The sequence below is a fragment of the Chitinophaga silvisoli genome (genome assembly GCF_003412465.1).
GTDB classification, from domain to species: Bacteria; Bacteroidota; Bacteroidia; order Chitinophagales; family Chitinophagaceae; genus Chitinophaga; species Chitinophaga silvisoli.
Genome location: NZ_QTJV01000002.1, coordinates 214,108 through 228,565 on the forward strand (window position 1 = coordinate 214,108; position 14,458 = coordinate 228,565).

Sequence of the window (14,458 nt, forward strand, 5' to 3'; positions counted from 1 at the left end):
TGTAGTTTTTCCGTGAATTTATTTCCTAAATGTACGATTCTCTGAAAAAGAGTATTCGCTTAAAAAGAGAAAATTCTTTCCCCTGAGGCAGGATAACTCTATCTTAAATAGCGGTGTTCTGCGGTCAGCTTGGCAGATTTCGTTACATTTGTCGTCCGAAATAATTTAAACCTTATGAGCGAAGAAAGGTCCTTGAACTTCCTTGAACAAATCATCGAAGAGGATATTGCCAACGGTGTCAATGACGGAAGGGTACTCACCCGTTTCCCACCTGAACCCAATGGCTACCTGCACATCGGGCATGCTAAAAGCATCTGCCTGAACTTTGGACTGGCAAAGAAATATGGTGGCCAGACCAATCTTCGGTTCGACGATACCAATCCGGTAACCGAAGACACTGAATATGTGGAGTCTATTAAAGCCGACATCCAATGGTTGGGCTTCCAATGGGCACAGGAACTCTATGCGTCCGATTATTTCGAGCAGATCTACAATTTCGCTGTACAACTGATCAAAAAAGGCCTGGCTTACGTGGATGATTCTACTCCGGAGGAGATCGCTGCATCCAAAGGCACACCCACCCAGATCGGTACACCTACTCCTTACCGTAGCCGTAGCATTGAAGAGAACCTGGATCTCTTTGAGCGTATGAAAAACGGAGAATTCAAGGATGGTGAAAAAGTACTGCGTGCAAAAATAGAGACCGAACAATTTGAGGAAGGCTCTCCGGAGCGTTCCAATATGCATATGCGTGACCCGTTGATGTACCGCATCAAGCATGCACATCACCACCGTACCGGTGACAAATGGTGTATTTACCCGATGTATGACTTTGCCCATGGCCAGAGTGACAGCATTGAAGGAATCACCCATTCCATCTGTACGCTGGAGTTCATTCCTCACCGTGCGCTGTACAACTGGTTCATTGCACAGCTGGGCATTTTCCCTTCCCGTCAGTATGAGTTTGCCAGGTTAAACCTGACATACACTGTGATGAGTAAACGTAAATTGCTGCAGCTGGTAAATGAAAAGCATGTAAGTGGATGGGATGACCCTCGTATGCCTACTATCAGCGGTCTTCGCAGAAGAGGTTTTACGCCTGCAAGCATCCGTGAGTTCTGCGAAAGAATCGGGGTGCAGAAGCGTGAGAATGTGATTGATGTAAGTCTGCTGGAATTCCTGGTACGTGATGAGCTGAACAAAACAGCGAATCGTGTAATGGCCGTATTGGACCCAGTGAAACTGGTGATCACTGATTATCCGGATGACAAGGTGGAGGAAATGACGGCAGACAATAACCCGGAAGATCCTGCATCCGGCACACGTACTATACTTTTCAGCAAGACCTTGTATATAGAGAGAGAAGACTTTATGGAGGAGCCTCCTAAGAAGTTCTTCCGTCTGGGACCTGGTCTGGTAGTGCGTTTGAAGAATGCATATATCATCAAGGGAGAAAGTTTTGACAAGGATGAGAATGGCAACATCACTACTATCTATGCGACTCACTATCCTGAGAGCAAGAGTGGTGGTGATACTTCTGGTCTGAATGTAAAAGGTACCATCCACTGGGTGAGTGCAGCGCATGCAAAGACTGCAGAGGTGAGACTGTATGACCGCCTGTTCAATACGCCGGATCCTGGTAATGAGGAAGGTGATTTCAAGTCTTATATCAATCCTGATTCACTCACGGTGATTCCGAATGCGCTGATTGAGCCATCATTGGTAGATGCGAAGCCGGGAGATAAGTTGCAGTTCCTGAGGAAGGGGTATTTTACTGTGGATCCTGATAGTACTGCGGAGAAGATGGTGTTTAACAGAACGGTTACCCTGAAGGATACCTGGGCGAAGGAGGCAAAGAAATAAGCTGACTTTTAAATAAAAAAAACGCTTCTGCTGGTTGGCAGAAGCGTTTTTTTTATTGACTACTTTATGCGTTGATGGCTTTCAGGCCATTCATGATTCTTTGAATCGTTTCATGTTTACCCAATGTCTCAGCGATATTGAAGACAGGAGGACCGAATTTACCACCTGTCAGCATAATGCGGAAGGGCAATTGCAGTTCACCTACTTTAATGTTCATAGAAGTAGCGAGTGTTTTGAAGCTTTCTTCTACAGATGCCAGTGAGAAATCGGACAATGTTTCCAGTACGGAAGCCCAGTCCATAAAGAACTGTGTTTTATCAGCATTCCACTTGGGTTTCACCGCAGTTACATCCCATGTTTCAGGAGCCTGGAAGAAGAAGAAACCGTGGTTCCAGATATCATTTACGAAATCGCAACGGTCTTTTACCAAACCAGCGATGGTGGCTACGTATTCAGGCGCAGCAGTGATACCTTTTTCTTTCAGCACAGGTTCGAACAAGGTAGCCAGTTTGTTATTATCCGCATTCAGCAGGTATTGGTGGTTGAACCATTTTGCTTTTTCATAATCGAATTTAGCACCTGACTTGCTTACGCGATCGAGGGAGAAGCGGGCAATCAGTTCATCCATAGAGAAGATTTCCTGGCCGGAACCGTCATTCCAACCCAGCATGGCCAGCATGTTGACAAAAGCTTCAGGCAGGAAACCGTTTTCACGGAAGCCTTTGGTGAGGTCGCCGGTTTTAGGATCGGTCCAGTTCATGGCATAAACCGGGAAACCGAGTCTGTCGCCATCGCGCTTAGACAATTTACCATTGCCATCAGGTTTCAGGATCAGTGGCAGGTGCGCCCATTGCGGCATGTCTGCTTCCCAGCCCAGGTATTTCCAGAGCAGGAGGTGTACGGGGGCAGAAGGCAGCCATTCTTCACCACGGAAAGCGTGGGTGATCTTCATGAGATAGTCATCTACTACCACGGCGAGGTGATAGGTAGGCATACCATCGGCTTTGAGCAGTACCTTATCATCGACAGTGCTGGTATTGAACTGTACATGACCACGAATCAGGTCGGTAAAGCTTACTTCTTCGTTATCCGGCATTTTTATACGGATGACGTGGCGGGTGCCATTCTTCAGCAGTGCTGCCGTTTCGGCTTCGGACAAAGAAATGGAGTTCTTCATCTGTGCGCGGGCGGCATGATTATATTGTGGCGACGGATTTTCTTCAGTTTTGAGACGGGTGCGCATCTCTTCCAGTTCTTCAGGCGTATCAAAGGCATAGTAAGCATAGCCTGCTTTTACCAGTTGTTCTGCATACTCACGGTAGATAGGTTTACGTTCGCTCTGGCGGTAAGGGGCATAAGGGCCACCTACGAGCGGGCTTTCATCTGCATTCAGGCCGCACCATTTCAGGCATTCCATGATATATTCCTCTGCACCGGGAACATAACGTGTCTGGTCGGTATCCTCAATACGGAGCACAAAATCACCATTGTGCTGTTTTGCAAATAAGTAATTGAATAAGACCGTGCGTACACCACCCAGGTGTAATCCGCCGGTAGGACTGGGCGCAAATCGTACCCGAACTTTCTGTTGTTGCATGCCGCAAAGGTAAAATGGAATTACGAATTACGGTTCAATTTATGCTACCTTTAAAATTAAATCCGAACCCATCCATGTTTTATCTGACCAAGACACCGGCTATCCTGAAAGCCATTTATAGTAGCTGTACCTGGAGTCTTTCTCCGGCAAAGCCATCGGTGTACCTGACTTTTGATGATGGTCCGCATCCTACAGCTACACCTTTTATCCTGGATTTATTGAAGAAGTATAATGCAAAGGGCACTTTCTTTTGTATTGGCAAGAATGTGGTGGAGCATCCGGAGATTTATCAGCGGATATTGGAGGAGGGGCATACGACGGGGAATCATACGCATAATCACCTGAATGGGTGGAAAACTGGGACGGATAAGTATGTGGAGAATGTGATGGAGGCGAGGAAGTATATTAATTCTACCTTGTTCAGGCCACCTTATGGGCGGATTACGCCATTCCAGATTAAGCAGATTAAGCGGCTGGTGCCGGGGGCGCAGATTGTGATGTGGGATGTATTGAGTGCGGATTTTGATACGGAGATTAATGGAGAGGCGTGTGTGCAGAATGTGGTGTTTAAGTCAAAGCCGGGGTCGATCATAGTGTTTCATGACAGTACGAAGGCCTGGGACAGGCTGGAGTATTCATTGCCGAGGGTGATGGAGTATTTTAAGAAGAAGGGGCTGGGGATGGAGGCGATACCGGTATAATAGGGCTAAAATAAAAAAACCAGGTTCCTTGCTCCCCTAGTGGCATTCGCGCTTTCGGGCAATCAGAAACCTGGGCAGTCAGATTTAATTTTATTACAAAGGCAGTTTGATAGTCTTTACTTGATCACCTACTGATACTGTTAAAGAGTCATCACATACCCCGTTACCATAATCAAATTTTATTACAAAGGCAGTTTGATAGTCTTCACTTTATCGCCTACTGATACTGTTAAAGAGTCGTCACATACCCCGTTACCATAATCCAGCACAGCAGTCAGCGAGTTGAATGAAACAGCAGCTTTACCCTTGCCGATATAAGCGCAATTCAGTTTTCTTTCCAGTGCGGAAGAATCTGACACGGTGATATAAGCAGCTTTACCTGTTGTATACACCAGGGAGTCAGTACCTACATACGTAAAGATATCATCACTTACATTACCCAGGGTTGCAGTACCGGAAATTTGGGTATAAGTACCCGTACCACCGAAGCCTACGATTGTAGTATCCAGGGTTACAGAGCCGCCGGAGATAACGGAGAGGTATTTATAAGTGCTGTTATTGCTGGTATTGGTGATGGTCTGTGTACCGGTTACGCTCTTGCCATTTACGGTGTAAGTGAGTGGTTTGATGGTGATTACGGAACCAGTGTAATAGAAGTAGCCGGACATGGTAATCTGGATGTTGCCTGCGCGTACACGGCCATCGGAATCAGCACAGTTGTTAGTACCAGCACCGAAGCTTACTAATATAGTTTTAGGCCAGCTGTCATTTTGTACGTTATCAACAGAGTAGCTATAGCAGGAGCCCAGTTTGGAAGCTATTTCATTATTTGCGGCTTTACGGCCAGTCTGGTTATAACCGGCATCCTGGCATACTTCGAGCGCAACTGCGAAGAGATCATCGAAATAGCCGTATACAACAGCCTGATCGCCGGCGGCGGAAATAGTCAGGTTATCGTTTGTATTACTTGTTTTTACATCGGTAGTGCTTTTGGAACAAGCATAAAATAAAGTGGCTGTCAATAAAAGGCACACAACACCTGCAAGGATACGGTTAAAGCAAAAATAGCTTCTCATAGGATAAGTATAATTTTTAATGAGGTTTTGCGGCCGTACTTTTGTACGGGAGATCGCTGATATATTTAATAAATACAAATATAATATTTTTAGTAATCTCTTAGAAAAAATTAATATTTCTGATAAAATGCAATGGATTGATACACATGCCCATTTGTATGGGGAAGATTTTTCGGATGACAGGACGGCGACTATTGAGCGTGCTATACAGGCGGGCGTATATCAGTTAATATTGCCCAATATTGACAGTCAGTCGATTGATGGGATGCTGGCATTGGAGCGGCAGTTTCCGGGGGTGTGTATACCTATGATGGGGGTACATCCCTGTTATGTGAATGATAATGTGGATGTGGAATTGGGCGTGGTGGAAAGCTGGCTGGAGCAGCGGTCTTTTAAGGCGATTGGGGAGATTGGGCTGGATTTTTACTGGGACAAGACGTTTACAGCGCAGCAGTACAAGGCATTCAGGCGGCAATTGGACCTGGCGCGGCAATATGGGATTCCGGTGGCGATTCATAGCCGGGAGAGCACGAGGGAGTGTATAGATGAGGTGCGTGCATTACAGGATGGCAGGTTGAGTGGTGTGTTTCATTGTTTTGGGGGTACGGTAGAGGAGGCGAAGGAGATCATCGATCTAGGCTTTTACCTGGGTATTGGTGGAGTAGTGACTTTTAAGAAGTCTGGATTGGATGTAACGCTTGCGCAGATAGACTTAGAACACATTGTATTAGAGACAGATGCGCCTTACCTGGCACCTGTTCCATATAGGGGGAAGAGGAATGAGAGCTCGTATATTCCATTGATCGGGGAAAAAATTGCAGATATAAAAAATCTAAAAATTGAAGATGTGGCTGCAATAACGACAAGCAATGCCTTGAAATTATTCAAAACTAACTAACTGATTACGCGGTAAATTTGCAGGCATTTTAGATACAGCAGATACAGCAGCTTGCAATGAGTAAAATCCTGATTATTTACACGGGCGGAACAGTGGGTATGATCTACGATGAAAAGACAAAGGCTTTGCGGCCGATTGGCTTTAACGAGATCAGGAACAACTTGCCCGAACTATACCGCATGGGCATAGACTTTTACGTGTATGCATTCAATCCACCTATTGATTCGTCTGATATGCAGCCGGAAATATGGGTAGAACTGGCTTCTATTATTGAGGACAGGTATGACCGGTATGATGGTTTTGTGATCCTGCATGGGTCGGATACTATGTCATTTACGGCATCGGCGTTGAGTTTTATGTTGGAGAACCTGGCGAAGCCGGTGATTTTGACAGGATCGCAGTTGCCGATAGGTAAGATCAGGACGGATGCTAAGGAGAACATTATTACGGCGATGGAGATAGCTTCTACCCGTCATAATGGTCATGTGGTGGTACCGGAGGTATGTATTTATTTTGACTTTTCTTTGTTCAGGGGGAATCGTTCCAAGAAGTATAATGCGGAGAAATTTGAGGCGTTTTATTCTATGAACTATGTGCCGCTGGCGGAGGCAGGGATTGATATCAAGTATAAGACGCAGGCGGTATTGCCATTGCCTACGGCACCATTGAAGGTGCATAAGCATATGGATGATAATGTGACGGTGCTGAAGATGTTTCCGGGGATTACGAGGAAGGCGGTGGAAGCGATATTGGGGGTACAGGGGCTGAAAGGGGTGATTATGGAGACGTTTGGGAGTGGGAATACGAATACGCAGCCATGGTTTATAGATTGTTTGAAGAAGGCGATCGATAAGGGGGTGGTGATAGTGGATATCACGCAGTGTGATGGGGGATCGGTAGAGTTGGGTAAGTATGAGACGAGCTCGCTGCTGGCGCAGATAGGGGTGATAAGTGGGCATGATATGACATTTGAGGCGGCGATTACGAAATTGATGTTTGTGTTGGGGCAGAACCTGGATGCGGCGGCTACCAGGGAGATGATAGAGACATCGTTGAGAGGGGAGCTGACACCGATAAATCATGAGTGGTGACGAAGATCAGGTTTATTCTTTTGAGAATATTTTGGAAATGTGGTTGAAATGGCTACCTTTGCCATCCGAAATAAAATTCAACCTTCAACCAAGGAGAAGTGCAGGAGTGGTTGAACTGGCACGCCTGGAAAGTGTGTAAACTCGAAAGGGTTTCAAGGGTTCGAATCCCTTCTTCTCCGCAAGCTTTAAAAGCCTTCAAGTCGAAAGATTTGGAGGCTTTTTTGATTGGCATAATTATAAATAAGTCAATAAATCCTTCCATTCAGCCAAATTTTTCATCAAATGTCTTCCATGTATTAGCACTGCCAGGTAATGGTAATCGGTGGTACACTAAAGTCTCATGTCTGATTACATGCTTCAGATATAGCTCTCGCGCTTTGCCGCTGGTAAAGAAAACCTGCTGTGTATCTGGGTACTCCTGATAGAAGGCATTAAAATTATTTGAACATTCATTCTTAATTGCGCTATCCGCACTACCGAAACGTTCACAATGCTGAAAAATGTCCTATAAAGCAATACCATTATCTAATAATAATTTTCTTTTCCCATCGTAGTCGTTACAAAAAGGTTTGCCAATTATCGCAAAAATCAACTTCCAAAACTGGTTCCCTTTATGTTCATAGTATTGCTGTAATTGTAATGATCTTTTACAAGACATAGTGCCCGGAATAAGAATTTTGCTATTTTTATCAACAATTGGTGGAAATGAGCCCATCATCACATGGCGTTTCTTATTGTCTTCCTAAAATAGGATTAATTCGATCCCTTAACATGCTTTCAATTGCAGGTGCTATCATATCATAGTTTACAACATCTAGCGGGATCCAACTTACTCTCAATACATTTCCGTGCAAATTAGTTCTCGCTTTTAACTTCATTGAAAATGTCCTACGGTCTTTCACTTGATGAATATGTTCTGTAATTCTGCCACCAATATCTCTGGATTTTCCTATATATAAGGGTATCCATTCATTAAAATGACTATGTGCATGAATACGCGATTTTTTCATGCCAGGCACCCAAATTACATCAGTATTCTTCCATAATTCCTCAAATGCAGCAGCCCAACTATCTTTATCAAGGGAAAGATTATTATTTTGTATCTCAAATAAATAAACTCCCTGCTTACGTGTTACTGCACGAGGAATAGGAGGTACATCATTATTGAGTTCAAACTCCGTTATATACTCAAAAATAAGTTTATCGGCTAATTGGCCTAGCCTGCCGGCTTCATTAGACAAAGCCAGATCTATTTCATTCAATTGATCTATCCAAGGGAATGTGTTGGTAACTGTGCTCATTAGTTAAACATTTATTCAATAATTATATCGATATCTTTAACATCACTTAGCGGAGATTGTTAATTCCCACGTATCAATTTTACTTTTTTTAAGTATCAGTTCTGTATTAAACATATTACCTTTGTTTGAAAATTCCTTCTTATTTAAAATAGCCATCCGAAGACCTGGTGGAGCCTTAATTCCTAGTGAAAAGAATGTTTTCTCCGCTATTTGATTAAACTTTTCCATTGCTAGCTTTTCTTCTGCATCATTAAAAATGTTTAGAACCAAACTTAGGGTCTCTACATAATTCTCATTCTCACTTTCTAAATAATAGGCTAGATCATTATACATTCCATTTTGAATATTGGAGTTTCCAAACCTGTAATAATCAGTTGCACTCATATAACCCAAATCATCATTTATCCAGTCATGAAGATTTCCAATATCGTTTCCTGATAGTTTTTGGCGCATGACATTGATATTATTAAAAATATTTAGCTTCCTTGGTATTGTTGCCGGCTTCGGCACATTTTCTGGATCTATAAGGTATTTAGTTTGCACCCAGCCTACATGAGAATCTGTCAACCAATCAGGTCGAACTACTCTTATTTTTGACCATTGTTGATTCACTTCTTCAACATTTACTAATACGCTCTTATCTACTTCTGCATATTCTGTATCCTTTATTATCTGACTAGCCTTTTCATTTATTATCTTTTCATATTGTTCTCCAGGACCAGCTCTCAGAATAATTCCATTTTCAGTTAGCGTGTATAATTTAGACTGATTTGACTTTTGGGTAACAGATAAATTGGGGGAATAATTGGTATTACATGACATTAATATGAATGCAATAATGCTTATAAGATAGATACGCATTGTGAAGTGACGGAACATTATATAATGTTTTTTGCTTTTAGAATTAGCAACCAAGAGGTGCTGCTAATGGCACTTTTTGTAGATACAATATAATTGGGGTATTATGCTCTTAAGAGCATTCCGGCAAAGCTAATAAATTATCGTTCCATTGGCCATCCGCATATGTTCTCAAATACTTCCCATATGTACCTTTTACAACACCAATATCAGCCCTTTTACCTTTTACAAAGGTATAAAAGGTATTAGTTCCTTCTTCAATAGACTTAATTACTTCGCTTCTTGTCCATTTCCATTTATAACCACCTAAATGAGTAATTCCTTCATGGGTATTGTCCCGGGGATTTTTGTTAATACAAGTAACCAGAGCATCGGCCATAAAATTAAATTTTCGATTTAAAAAATTCGAGCGTTTTCTGACACGAAGTTATGGGGTTACTATTAGTTTGAAAGAGGGGGTTTTTCCGGTATTTAAGGTATACCATCATGGCGATTGGCTGAATATATGCTCTATCTTATAGGTAGGTAAGACTTGTATTTAAAGATCGAATATGAAGATTTTATTAATTATAAGCTTAAATTAATTCGGTAATAAACGCTTGCACCATCTGTTGTATCTGCGCTCGGGGTATTCCAATTTCCTTTGCATCCTGTTCCCAATCATTAACAACGTTGGTTACCTCTGTTAAAATTCTGGTCATTTCAGTTTGCCCTAATTGAAAATAATCCCCGACTTGAAAAGCAAGTTTATAGTTCAATGCGTTATCATCCAAATCGACATTCAATGCAAGACCATTTTTATCGATTGATGGATTTAAGTCATAAGCCGGCGATAGCCGCCACCCTGCTTCAGTCAAAATGAAACCATGATTGCGCAGATGATCATCCGTATTAGATACACTCATATTGAAAACAATTCTGCGCCAAAGTTGATGAAGATCCTCTACCGGAGCGGCTCCCTGATATTGAATAAACTCTGCAATTTCAAGGTAACTGGGAGTTTTGTCGCGAAGTAGCTGTTCTGTATATCCCAACATTGTCATTGCCGAAGTAAAATGAATGCGATCAGCACCTTCCCGATCAAATCGTTTTGTTAGGAATGTCTTAAATGGTCCATAAACATGTTCTACTTTGCAATCTGACATTTTTATACCAGCTTTCACAGCTAGACGGTATGTAAGATATTCCCAGGCTGCTTTATCAATTGTATCATTCTTTGCCGGGAATTTAGCTATCCAGAGTTGCCCTTTTTCATCAATGATATTGGCTTTGGGCCTTGCACCACCTAATGAAGAACCAGGAGCAATTAATAATTCAAGCCATTCATTACTAACTTCTTCATCTGCCTCAAATTTTTCTGCACTTTTCTGCAGCTCACGAATATGTGCCCATGGGGGAATGGGCTTTTCATTATTGTTGTTCAAAAAAGGACCATCAGGATGAAGTTTGAAGCGCAATGCTCCCATTCTTGTAAAGTCACTAACCTGGAGGAGATAGTCCAAATCGGTTAAACGTGGTCGGTGCTCATTTTTTTCTCTTGCTGATTGTGCTGCTTTTCTCTGCATTAATCTTCTACCCCAGGTGTCTGGCATAGAATCTACAAACACACCAAAGTTCTCCTTTTCGATTGGATATTGTGTGCCTGTATACCATCCTATTTCAGGATCCAGCAACAACTGCTCTGCAGACTCAAGCCAGTCCTTATGGTATTTAAAACTGAATTGTTGCCCCATTTTACTTAAATCTGCGGAAAGCGAACCAATGAGCTTAGGTTGAGCCATGCCTTTCCAATGTGCATATACCCAAATGTCAGTTTTGGCCATTTCAATTAGTTCTTATTCATTAATCTCAAATCCTGTAATTTTCTTCCAACAGGATCCTCTTCAAGCAATTTTGTTATTTCATTCTGAAGACCTAGCACTTTTAATACATTGATAAACGCGCCAATGGAAACAGAGGGGCTGCCTTGCTCTATCGCTCTTAGTGTCCCCCTATCAATAGCTGCACGCTCTGCAACTTGAGTAGCAGTTAACCTCCGACGTTTCCTTGCAAGCGCTATCCTATTACCAAACTCTTCAAGTAGAACCTGTTGCTTAGGGAAAAGAATATGCTTTTTTGACCTCATTTTGATGCATATTTTCACCAAAAATACAAATATTGGTGATAATATTCCGAGCTTCGGTTTATTATTTAATTCAACAAGAGGACAACACTGAGTGTTATAACCCGCAAAAGCTTATAATTTGGCGAAAATATTCATCATTAATATATATGTTAAAGTAAGACATAAGGCCCCATTGATAGCATTAATTCTGGTCAATCGAAGCAGAAGACGATCTAGTTTCTGAGTTTTAGTGATAGGAGAATATATGAGTACAGTACAATCTTCTATAATTGTTTAATAAGAAATTTCACTAATAAAAACATGAATTTTAGACAAATCGTCCAAAAACCGGTTACGGGTAGAGCGGTTCATTACCACCCCCGCTTCCCCACAGACCCGTGCGAGCAGATTTCCTGCACACGGTTGCTCTATTTACGGTTTCGCTAATTGATAACTGTGATAGATCTTTGGTCGTATAAGTGGCATCCACTCTGTAGTCAGCTTTGCAATCTTATTCCCTGTTCAGACTAGTAAGCATAATGGCCACGCAGCTTTTGGTTCAGCTCTTCGATAAGTTCCCTTATCGGTAACTTATGCCGATAGCACTTGATCCAGTCGCTTAAGCGTTTCAAAGCCTGGTTCAGTTTCTTATTGCTTGTTTTGCGCTTCAGGATTGGTTTTCCTTTTCGAATTTTACTCATGTAATGGATAAATCCCAGGAAGTCAAACGTTTTAATTGGATGATTTCCGCCCTTCTTTTCTTCTTCCAGATCAATTTGTCTGGTCTTTCCAGGGTGTAAGGTCAAGCCAAATTTCCCTAATCGCTTTGGCAGGACTTCCATCACCCGTAAAGCATCTTCCCTGTTTGTAAAGCCCAACAGAAAGTCATCCGCATAGCGGATGATAAAGCTGCTTCCTCTCAATAGTGGCTGGGTTTGCGCTTTGAACTTAACCACTTGTCGATCATTTTCCTTATCACGCTATCTTTTATCTTCAGGTCAAGGAACTCCCGCAAACATTGATAATTGATACCGCCAAAGTAGTTTTGCATGTCAGCGTCTATTATATAGCGCATCCGGTTTACGCTCACTTCTCTGGATAATTCCTCCAATGCCTGATGTTGAGATTTCCCCGGTCTAAAACCAAACTAACACGGATAGAATATTTCCTCGTAGACTGTTGTCAGGACTCGGGTTACCGACATCTGGAGTAATTTATCTTCCCCACCTAACGGGCTTTGCCACAACGCAATCGAAATAATACCGTTCATTAACTAATTGTTAAGCACTAGGGCATTCCCCTAATTGAAACGAATTATTATCGGATGTAAGTTAAGAACGCCGGCTTTTTACTTGTGATTTTTTGGTGTAGAGTAAATGTTTAATTTTTTTAAGTATTACCAATGCTCAGTTTTATCACATTGAGCGTACAGGTATTCTATGCAATTATTAAATAAAAAAAACCATGAAAAGACCTAATGTTTTTTTTCAGTTGCTTGTTCTTGCTGTGTCTGTAGTTACCGCCAGTTGTAGCAAACAATCAATACAAACGGAGCCTACCCTGGCAGCCGGTAATGATGCCCGCAAAGCCACTGCTACCACTACCGCTACCGGAGGCACCTTTAATGTTCTTACATACAATATTGCCGGCCTGCCCCAGATATTGTCGAGTGCTTCTACTCCAAGAGATTCCAGTACCTCATTGATTGGCAGATTGATTAATGCCTATGATATTGTACATGTGCAGGAAGACTTTAATTATCATGCTTATCTGTACGACAAAGGCAATGTTCATCCTTACCGTTCTGCAACCAGTGGTGGGGCTGGCATCGGAGATGGCTTAAACTCACTGTCCTATTTTCCAATGACAGATTTTACCCGCGTTACATGGAATAAACGCATTAATGAAAATGCATTGACACCTAAAGGATTTACTTATTGCCGTTACCGCGTAGCAGAAGGTGTATATATTGATGTATATAACCTGCATACCAATGCAGAATCTGATGCTGCTTCCATTGATGCCCGTGCCGATAACCTGTTACAGCTAAGCAATTACATTGCTGCTAATTCTGCAGGAAACGCGGTAATTGTGATGGGGGATACCAATGGTCGTTATACACGCGATAATAACCTGCGTTTGTTGCTTACTGCCAATGGGACCAAAGATGCCTGGGTTGAACTGATCCGCGGTGGCAATATTCCTGCTTTGGGTGCAGATCCTATTGTATGTGATTTCCCGAATGTTACCAATACCTGCGAAATAGTTGATAAAATCTATTACCGCGGCAGCAAGTTTGTTCAATTAACTGCGGCTGACTACAATGTAGTAAGCACTTTTGTGAATGCAGATGGCAAGCAGTTGAGCGATCACCTGCCGCTTACCTGCAACTTCACTTACCAGCTGAACAGCTCTTTCCATATGAGCGATTTGTTTGGTGGTCCACATGGCACGCCATTTAACGATATGGCTACTCTCACTGAAAGCAGTAATGCGGTGTCTTTCACTATCAGAGGTGGCAACCGTATTGATGCGGTGGGTGCTACTTATGCTGACGGCACAACACTGACACATGGCGGTACAGGTGGAACTGCGCAAACATTGACTTTGCAAAGTGGTGAAACCCTTAGTTCTATTATGCTTTGTGAAGGCAAGTATAACAATACTACCCGTATCTTCTACCTGAAGCTTACCACCAGCACAGGCCGTACGCTGGAGGCAGGTACAAAGAATTCAGATATTGTTACTTATTCCGCACCAGCAGGTTATAAAATTACTGGTTTCTTTGGTAACGCTGGCGATGAAGTAGATAAACTGGGTGTGATGTATACATTGAAATAACAGCAATCTGACTCATATTTTGAATCAGACTTTTGAGGCTGCTGTTGGCTATTATCTGCCTTTAGGTCGCTTATGTTCATATAGCGAGTAAGCGTTTTCACGACACACACCGAAGTTTAAACTTTTCG

13 protein-coding genes and 1 tRNA gene are annotated in these 14,458 nt (G+C 42.4%); 6 read left to right on the top strand and 8 right to left on the bottom strand.

Annotated features, from left to right (window positions below; all coding sequences use genetic code 11):
• Window positions 1–174 precede the first annotated feature (174 nt).
• Complete coding sequence (locus DXN04_RS06950) at window positions 175–1,863, top strand: glutamine--tRNA ligase/YqeY domain fusion protein (protein ID WP_116852611.1); 1,689 nt, start codon at window positions 175–177, stop codon at window positions 1,861–1,863.
• A 64-nt stretch (window positions 1,864–1,927) separates the two neighbouring features.
• Here the strand turns inward: DXN04_RS06950 and gltX are convergent, their stop codons facing one another.
• A complete protein-coding gene (gene gltX / locus DXN04_RS06955) occupies window positions 1,928–3,460 on the bottom strand; it encodes a glutamate--tRNA ligase (protein ID WP_116852612.1) in 1,533 nt (510 codons plus the stop codon).
• Window positions 3,461–3,534: 74 nt separating this feature from the next.
• Here gltX and DXN04_RS06960 point away from each other — a divergent pair, with 74 nt between their 5' ends.
• Entirely contained in the window at window positions 3,535–4,161 is a 627-nt protein-coding gene (locus DXN04_RS06960) for a polysaccharide deacetylase family protein (protein ID WP_116852613.1), read from the top strand.
• A 182-nt stretch (window positions 4,162–4,343) separates the two neighbouring features.
• Here the strand turns inward: DXN04_RS06960 and DXN04_RS06965 are convergent, their stop codons facing one another.
• Window positions 4,344–5,237 carry a hypothetical protein gene (locus DXN04_RS06965; RefSeq protein ID WP_116852614.1) on the bottom strand — a complete coding sequence of 298 codons (894 nt, stop codon included), beginning with the start codon at window positions 5,235–5,237 and terminating at the stop codon, window positions 4,344–4,346.
• Between the two features lie 127 nt (window positions 5,238–5,364).
• On the opposite strand from DXN04_RS06965, the gene DXN04_RS06970 reads away from it, so the two are divergent.
• The 3 genes from DXN04_RS06970 (at window position 5,365) to DXN04_RS06980 (ending at window position 7,405) form a co-directional block, all read left to right on the top strand.
• On the top strand, window positions 5,365–6,135 hold the full coding sequence (locus DXN04_RS06970; protein WP_116853374.1) for a TatD family hydrolase: 771 nt from the start codon (window positions 5,365–5,367) through the stop codon (window positions 6,133–6,135).
• Window positions 6,136–6,191: 56 nt separating this feature from the next.
• The gene (locus DXN04_RS06975) at window positions 6,192–7,226 is read left to right on the top strand and encodes an asparaginase (protein WP_116852615.1); all 1,035 of its coding nucleotides are present in this window, start codon (window positions 6,192–6,194) and stop codon (window positions 7,224–7,226) included.
• 92 nt (window positions 7,227–7,318) lie between these two features.
• Window positions 7,319–7,405: transfer RNA gene (locus tag DXN04_RS06980), tRNA-Ser, on the top strand.
• A gap of 552 nt (window positions 7,406–7,957) precedes the next feature.
• On the opposite strand, the gene DXN04_RS06990 is transcribed toward DXN04_RS06980, so the two are convergent.
• From DXN04_RS06990 to DXN04_RS07015, 6 genes are all read right to left on the bottom strand, one after another.
• Entirely contained in the window at window positions 7,958–8,527 is a 570-nt protein-coding gene (locus tag DXN04_RS06990; RefSeq protein WP_116852617.1) for a GIY-YIG nuclease family protein, read from the bottom strand.
• Window positions 8,528–8,569: 42 nt separating this feature from the next.
• Complete coding sequence (locus DXN04_RS06995; RefSeq protein WP_147319863.1) at window positions 8,570–9,406, bottom strand: SH3 domain-containing protein; 837 nt, start codon at window positions 9,404–9,406, stop codon at window positions 8,570–8,572.
• 91 nt (window positions 9,407–9,497) lie between these two features.
• A complete protein-coding gene (locus DXN04_RS07000) occupies window positions 9,498–9,764 on the bottom strand; it encodes a DUF3892 domain-containing protein (RefSeq protein WP_116852619.1) in 267 nt (88 codons plus the stop codon).
• A 196-nt stretch (window positions 9,765–9,960) separates the two neighbouring features.
• Window positions 9,961–11,208 (bottom strand): type II toxin-antitoxin system HipA family toxin, encoded by a 1,248-nt coding sequence (locus DXN04_RS07005; RefSeq protein ID WP_116852620.1) that lies wholly within the window; start codon window positions 11,206–11,208, stop codon window positions 9,961–9,963.
• Between the two features lie 5 nt (window positions 11,209–11,213).
• A complete protein-coding gene (locus tag DXN04_RS07010; RefSeq protein ID WP_116852621.1) occupies window positions 11,214–11,510 on the bottom strand; it encodes a helix-turn-helix domain-containing protein in 297 nt (98 codons plus the stop codon).
• A 506-nt stretch (window positions 11,511–12,016) separates the two neighbouring features.
• Window positions 12,017–12,445 carry a reverse transcriptase domain-containing protein gene (locus tag DXN04_RS07015; protein WP_116852622.1) on the bottom strand — a complete coding sequence of 143 codons (429 nt, stop codon included), beginning with the start codon at window positions 12,443–12,445 and terminating at the stop codon, window positions 12,017–12,019.
• 508 nt (window positions 12,446–12,953) lie between these two features.
• Between DXN04_RS07015 and DXN04_RS07020 the strand changes: the two genes are divergently transcribed.
• Complete coding sequence (locus tag DXN04_RS07020; RefSeq protein ID WP_116852623.1) at window positions 12,954–14,330, top strand: jacalin-like lectin; 1,377 nt, start codon at window positions 12,954–12,956, stop codon at window positions 14,328–14,330.
• Window positions 14,331–14,458 lie beyond the last annotated feature (128 nt).

Coding starts and splice junctions, on each gene's coding strand:
- DXN04_RS06950 (WP_116852611.1), top strand. CDS start 175: ATGAGCGAAGAAAGGTCCTTGAACTTCCTTGAACAAATCATCGAAGAG.
- gltX (WP_116852612.1), bottom strand. CDS start 3,460: ATGCAACAACAGAAAGTTCGGGTACGATTTGCGCCCAGTCCTACCGGC.
- DXN04_RS06960 (WP_116852613.1), top strand. CDS start 3,535: ATGTTTTATCTGACCAAGACACCGGCTATCCTGAAAGCCATTTATAGT.
- DXN04_RS06965 (WP_116852614.1), bottom strand. CDS start 5,237: ATGAGAAGCTATTTTTGCTTTAACCGTATCCTTGCAGGTGTTGTGTGC.
- DXN04_RS06970 (WP_116853374.1), top strand. CDS start 5,365: ATGCAATGGATTGATACACATGCCCATTTGTATGGGGAAGATTTTTCG.
- DXN04_RS06975 (WP_116852615.1), top strand. CDS start 6,192: ATGAGTAAAATCCTGATTATTTACACGGGCGGAACAGTGGGTATGATC.
- DXN04_RS06990 (WP_116852617.1), bottom strand. CDS start 8,527: ATGAGCACAGTTACCAACACATTCCCTTGGATAGATCAATTGAATGAA.
- DXN04_RS06995 (WP_147319863.1), bottom strand. CDS start 9,406: ATGTTCCGTCACTTCACAATGCGTATCTATCTTATAAGCATTATTGCA.
- DXN04_RS07000 (WP_116852619.1), bottom strand. CDS start 9,764: ATGGCCGATGCTCTGGTTACTTGTATTAACAAAAATCCCCGGGACAAT.
- DXN04_RS07005 (WP_116852620.1), bottom strand. CDS start 11,208: ATGGCCAAAACTGACATTTGGGTATATGCACATTGGAAAGGCATGGCT.
- DXN04_RS07010 (WP_116852621.1), bottom strand. CDS start 11,510: ATGAGGTCAAAAAAGCATATTCTTTTCCCTAAGCAACAGGTTCTACTT.
- DXN04_RS07020 (WP_116852623.1), top strand. CDS start 12,954: ATGAAAAGACCTAATGTTTTTTTTCAGTTGCTTGTTCTTGCTGTGTCT.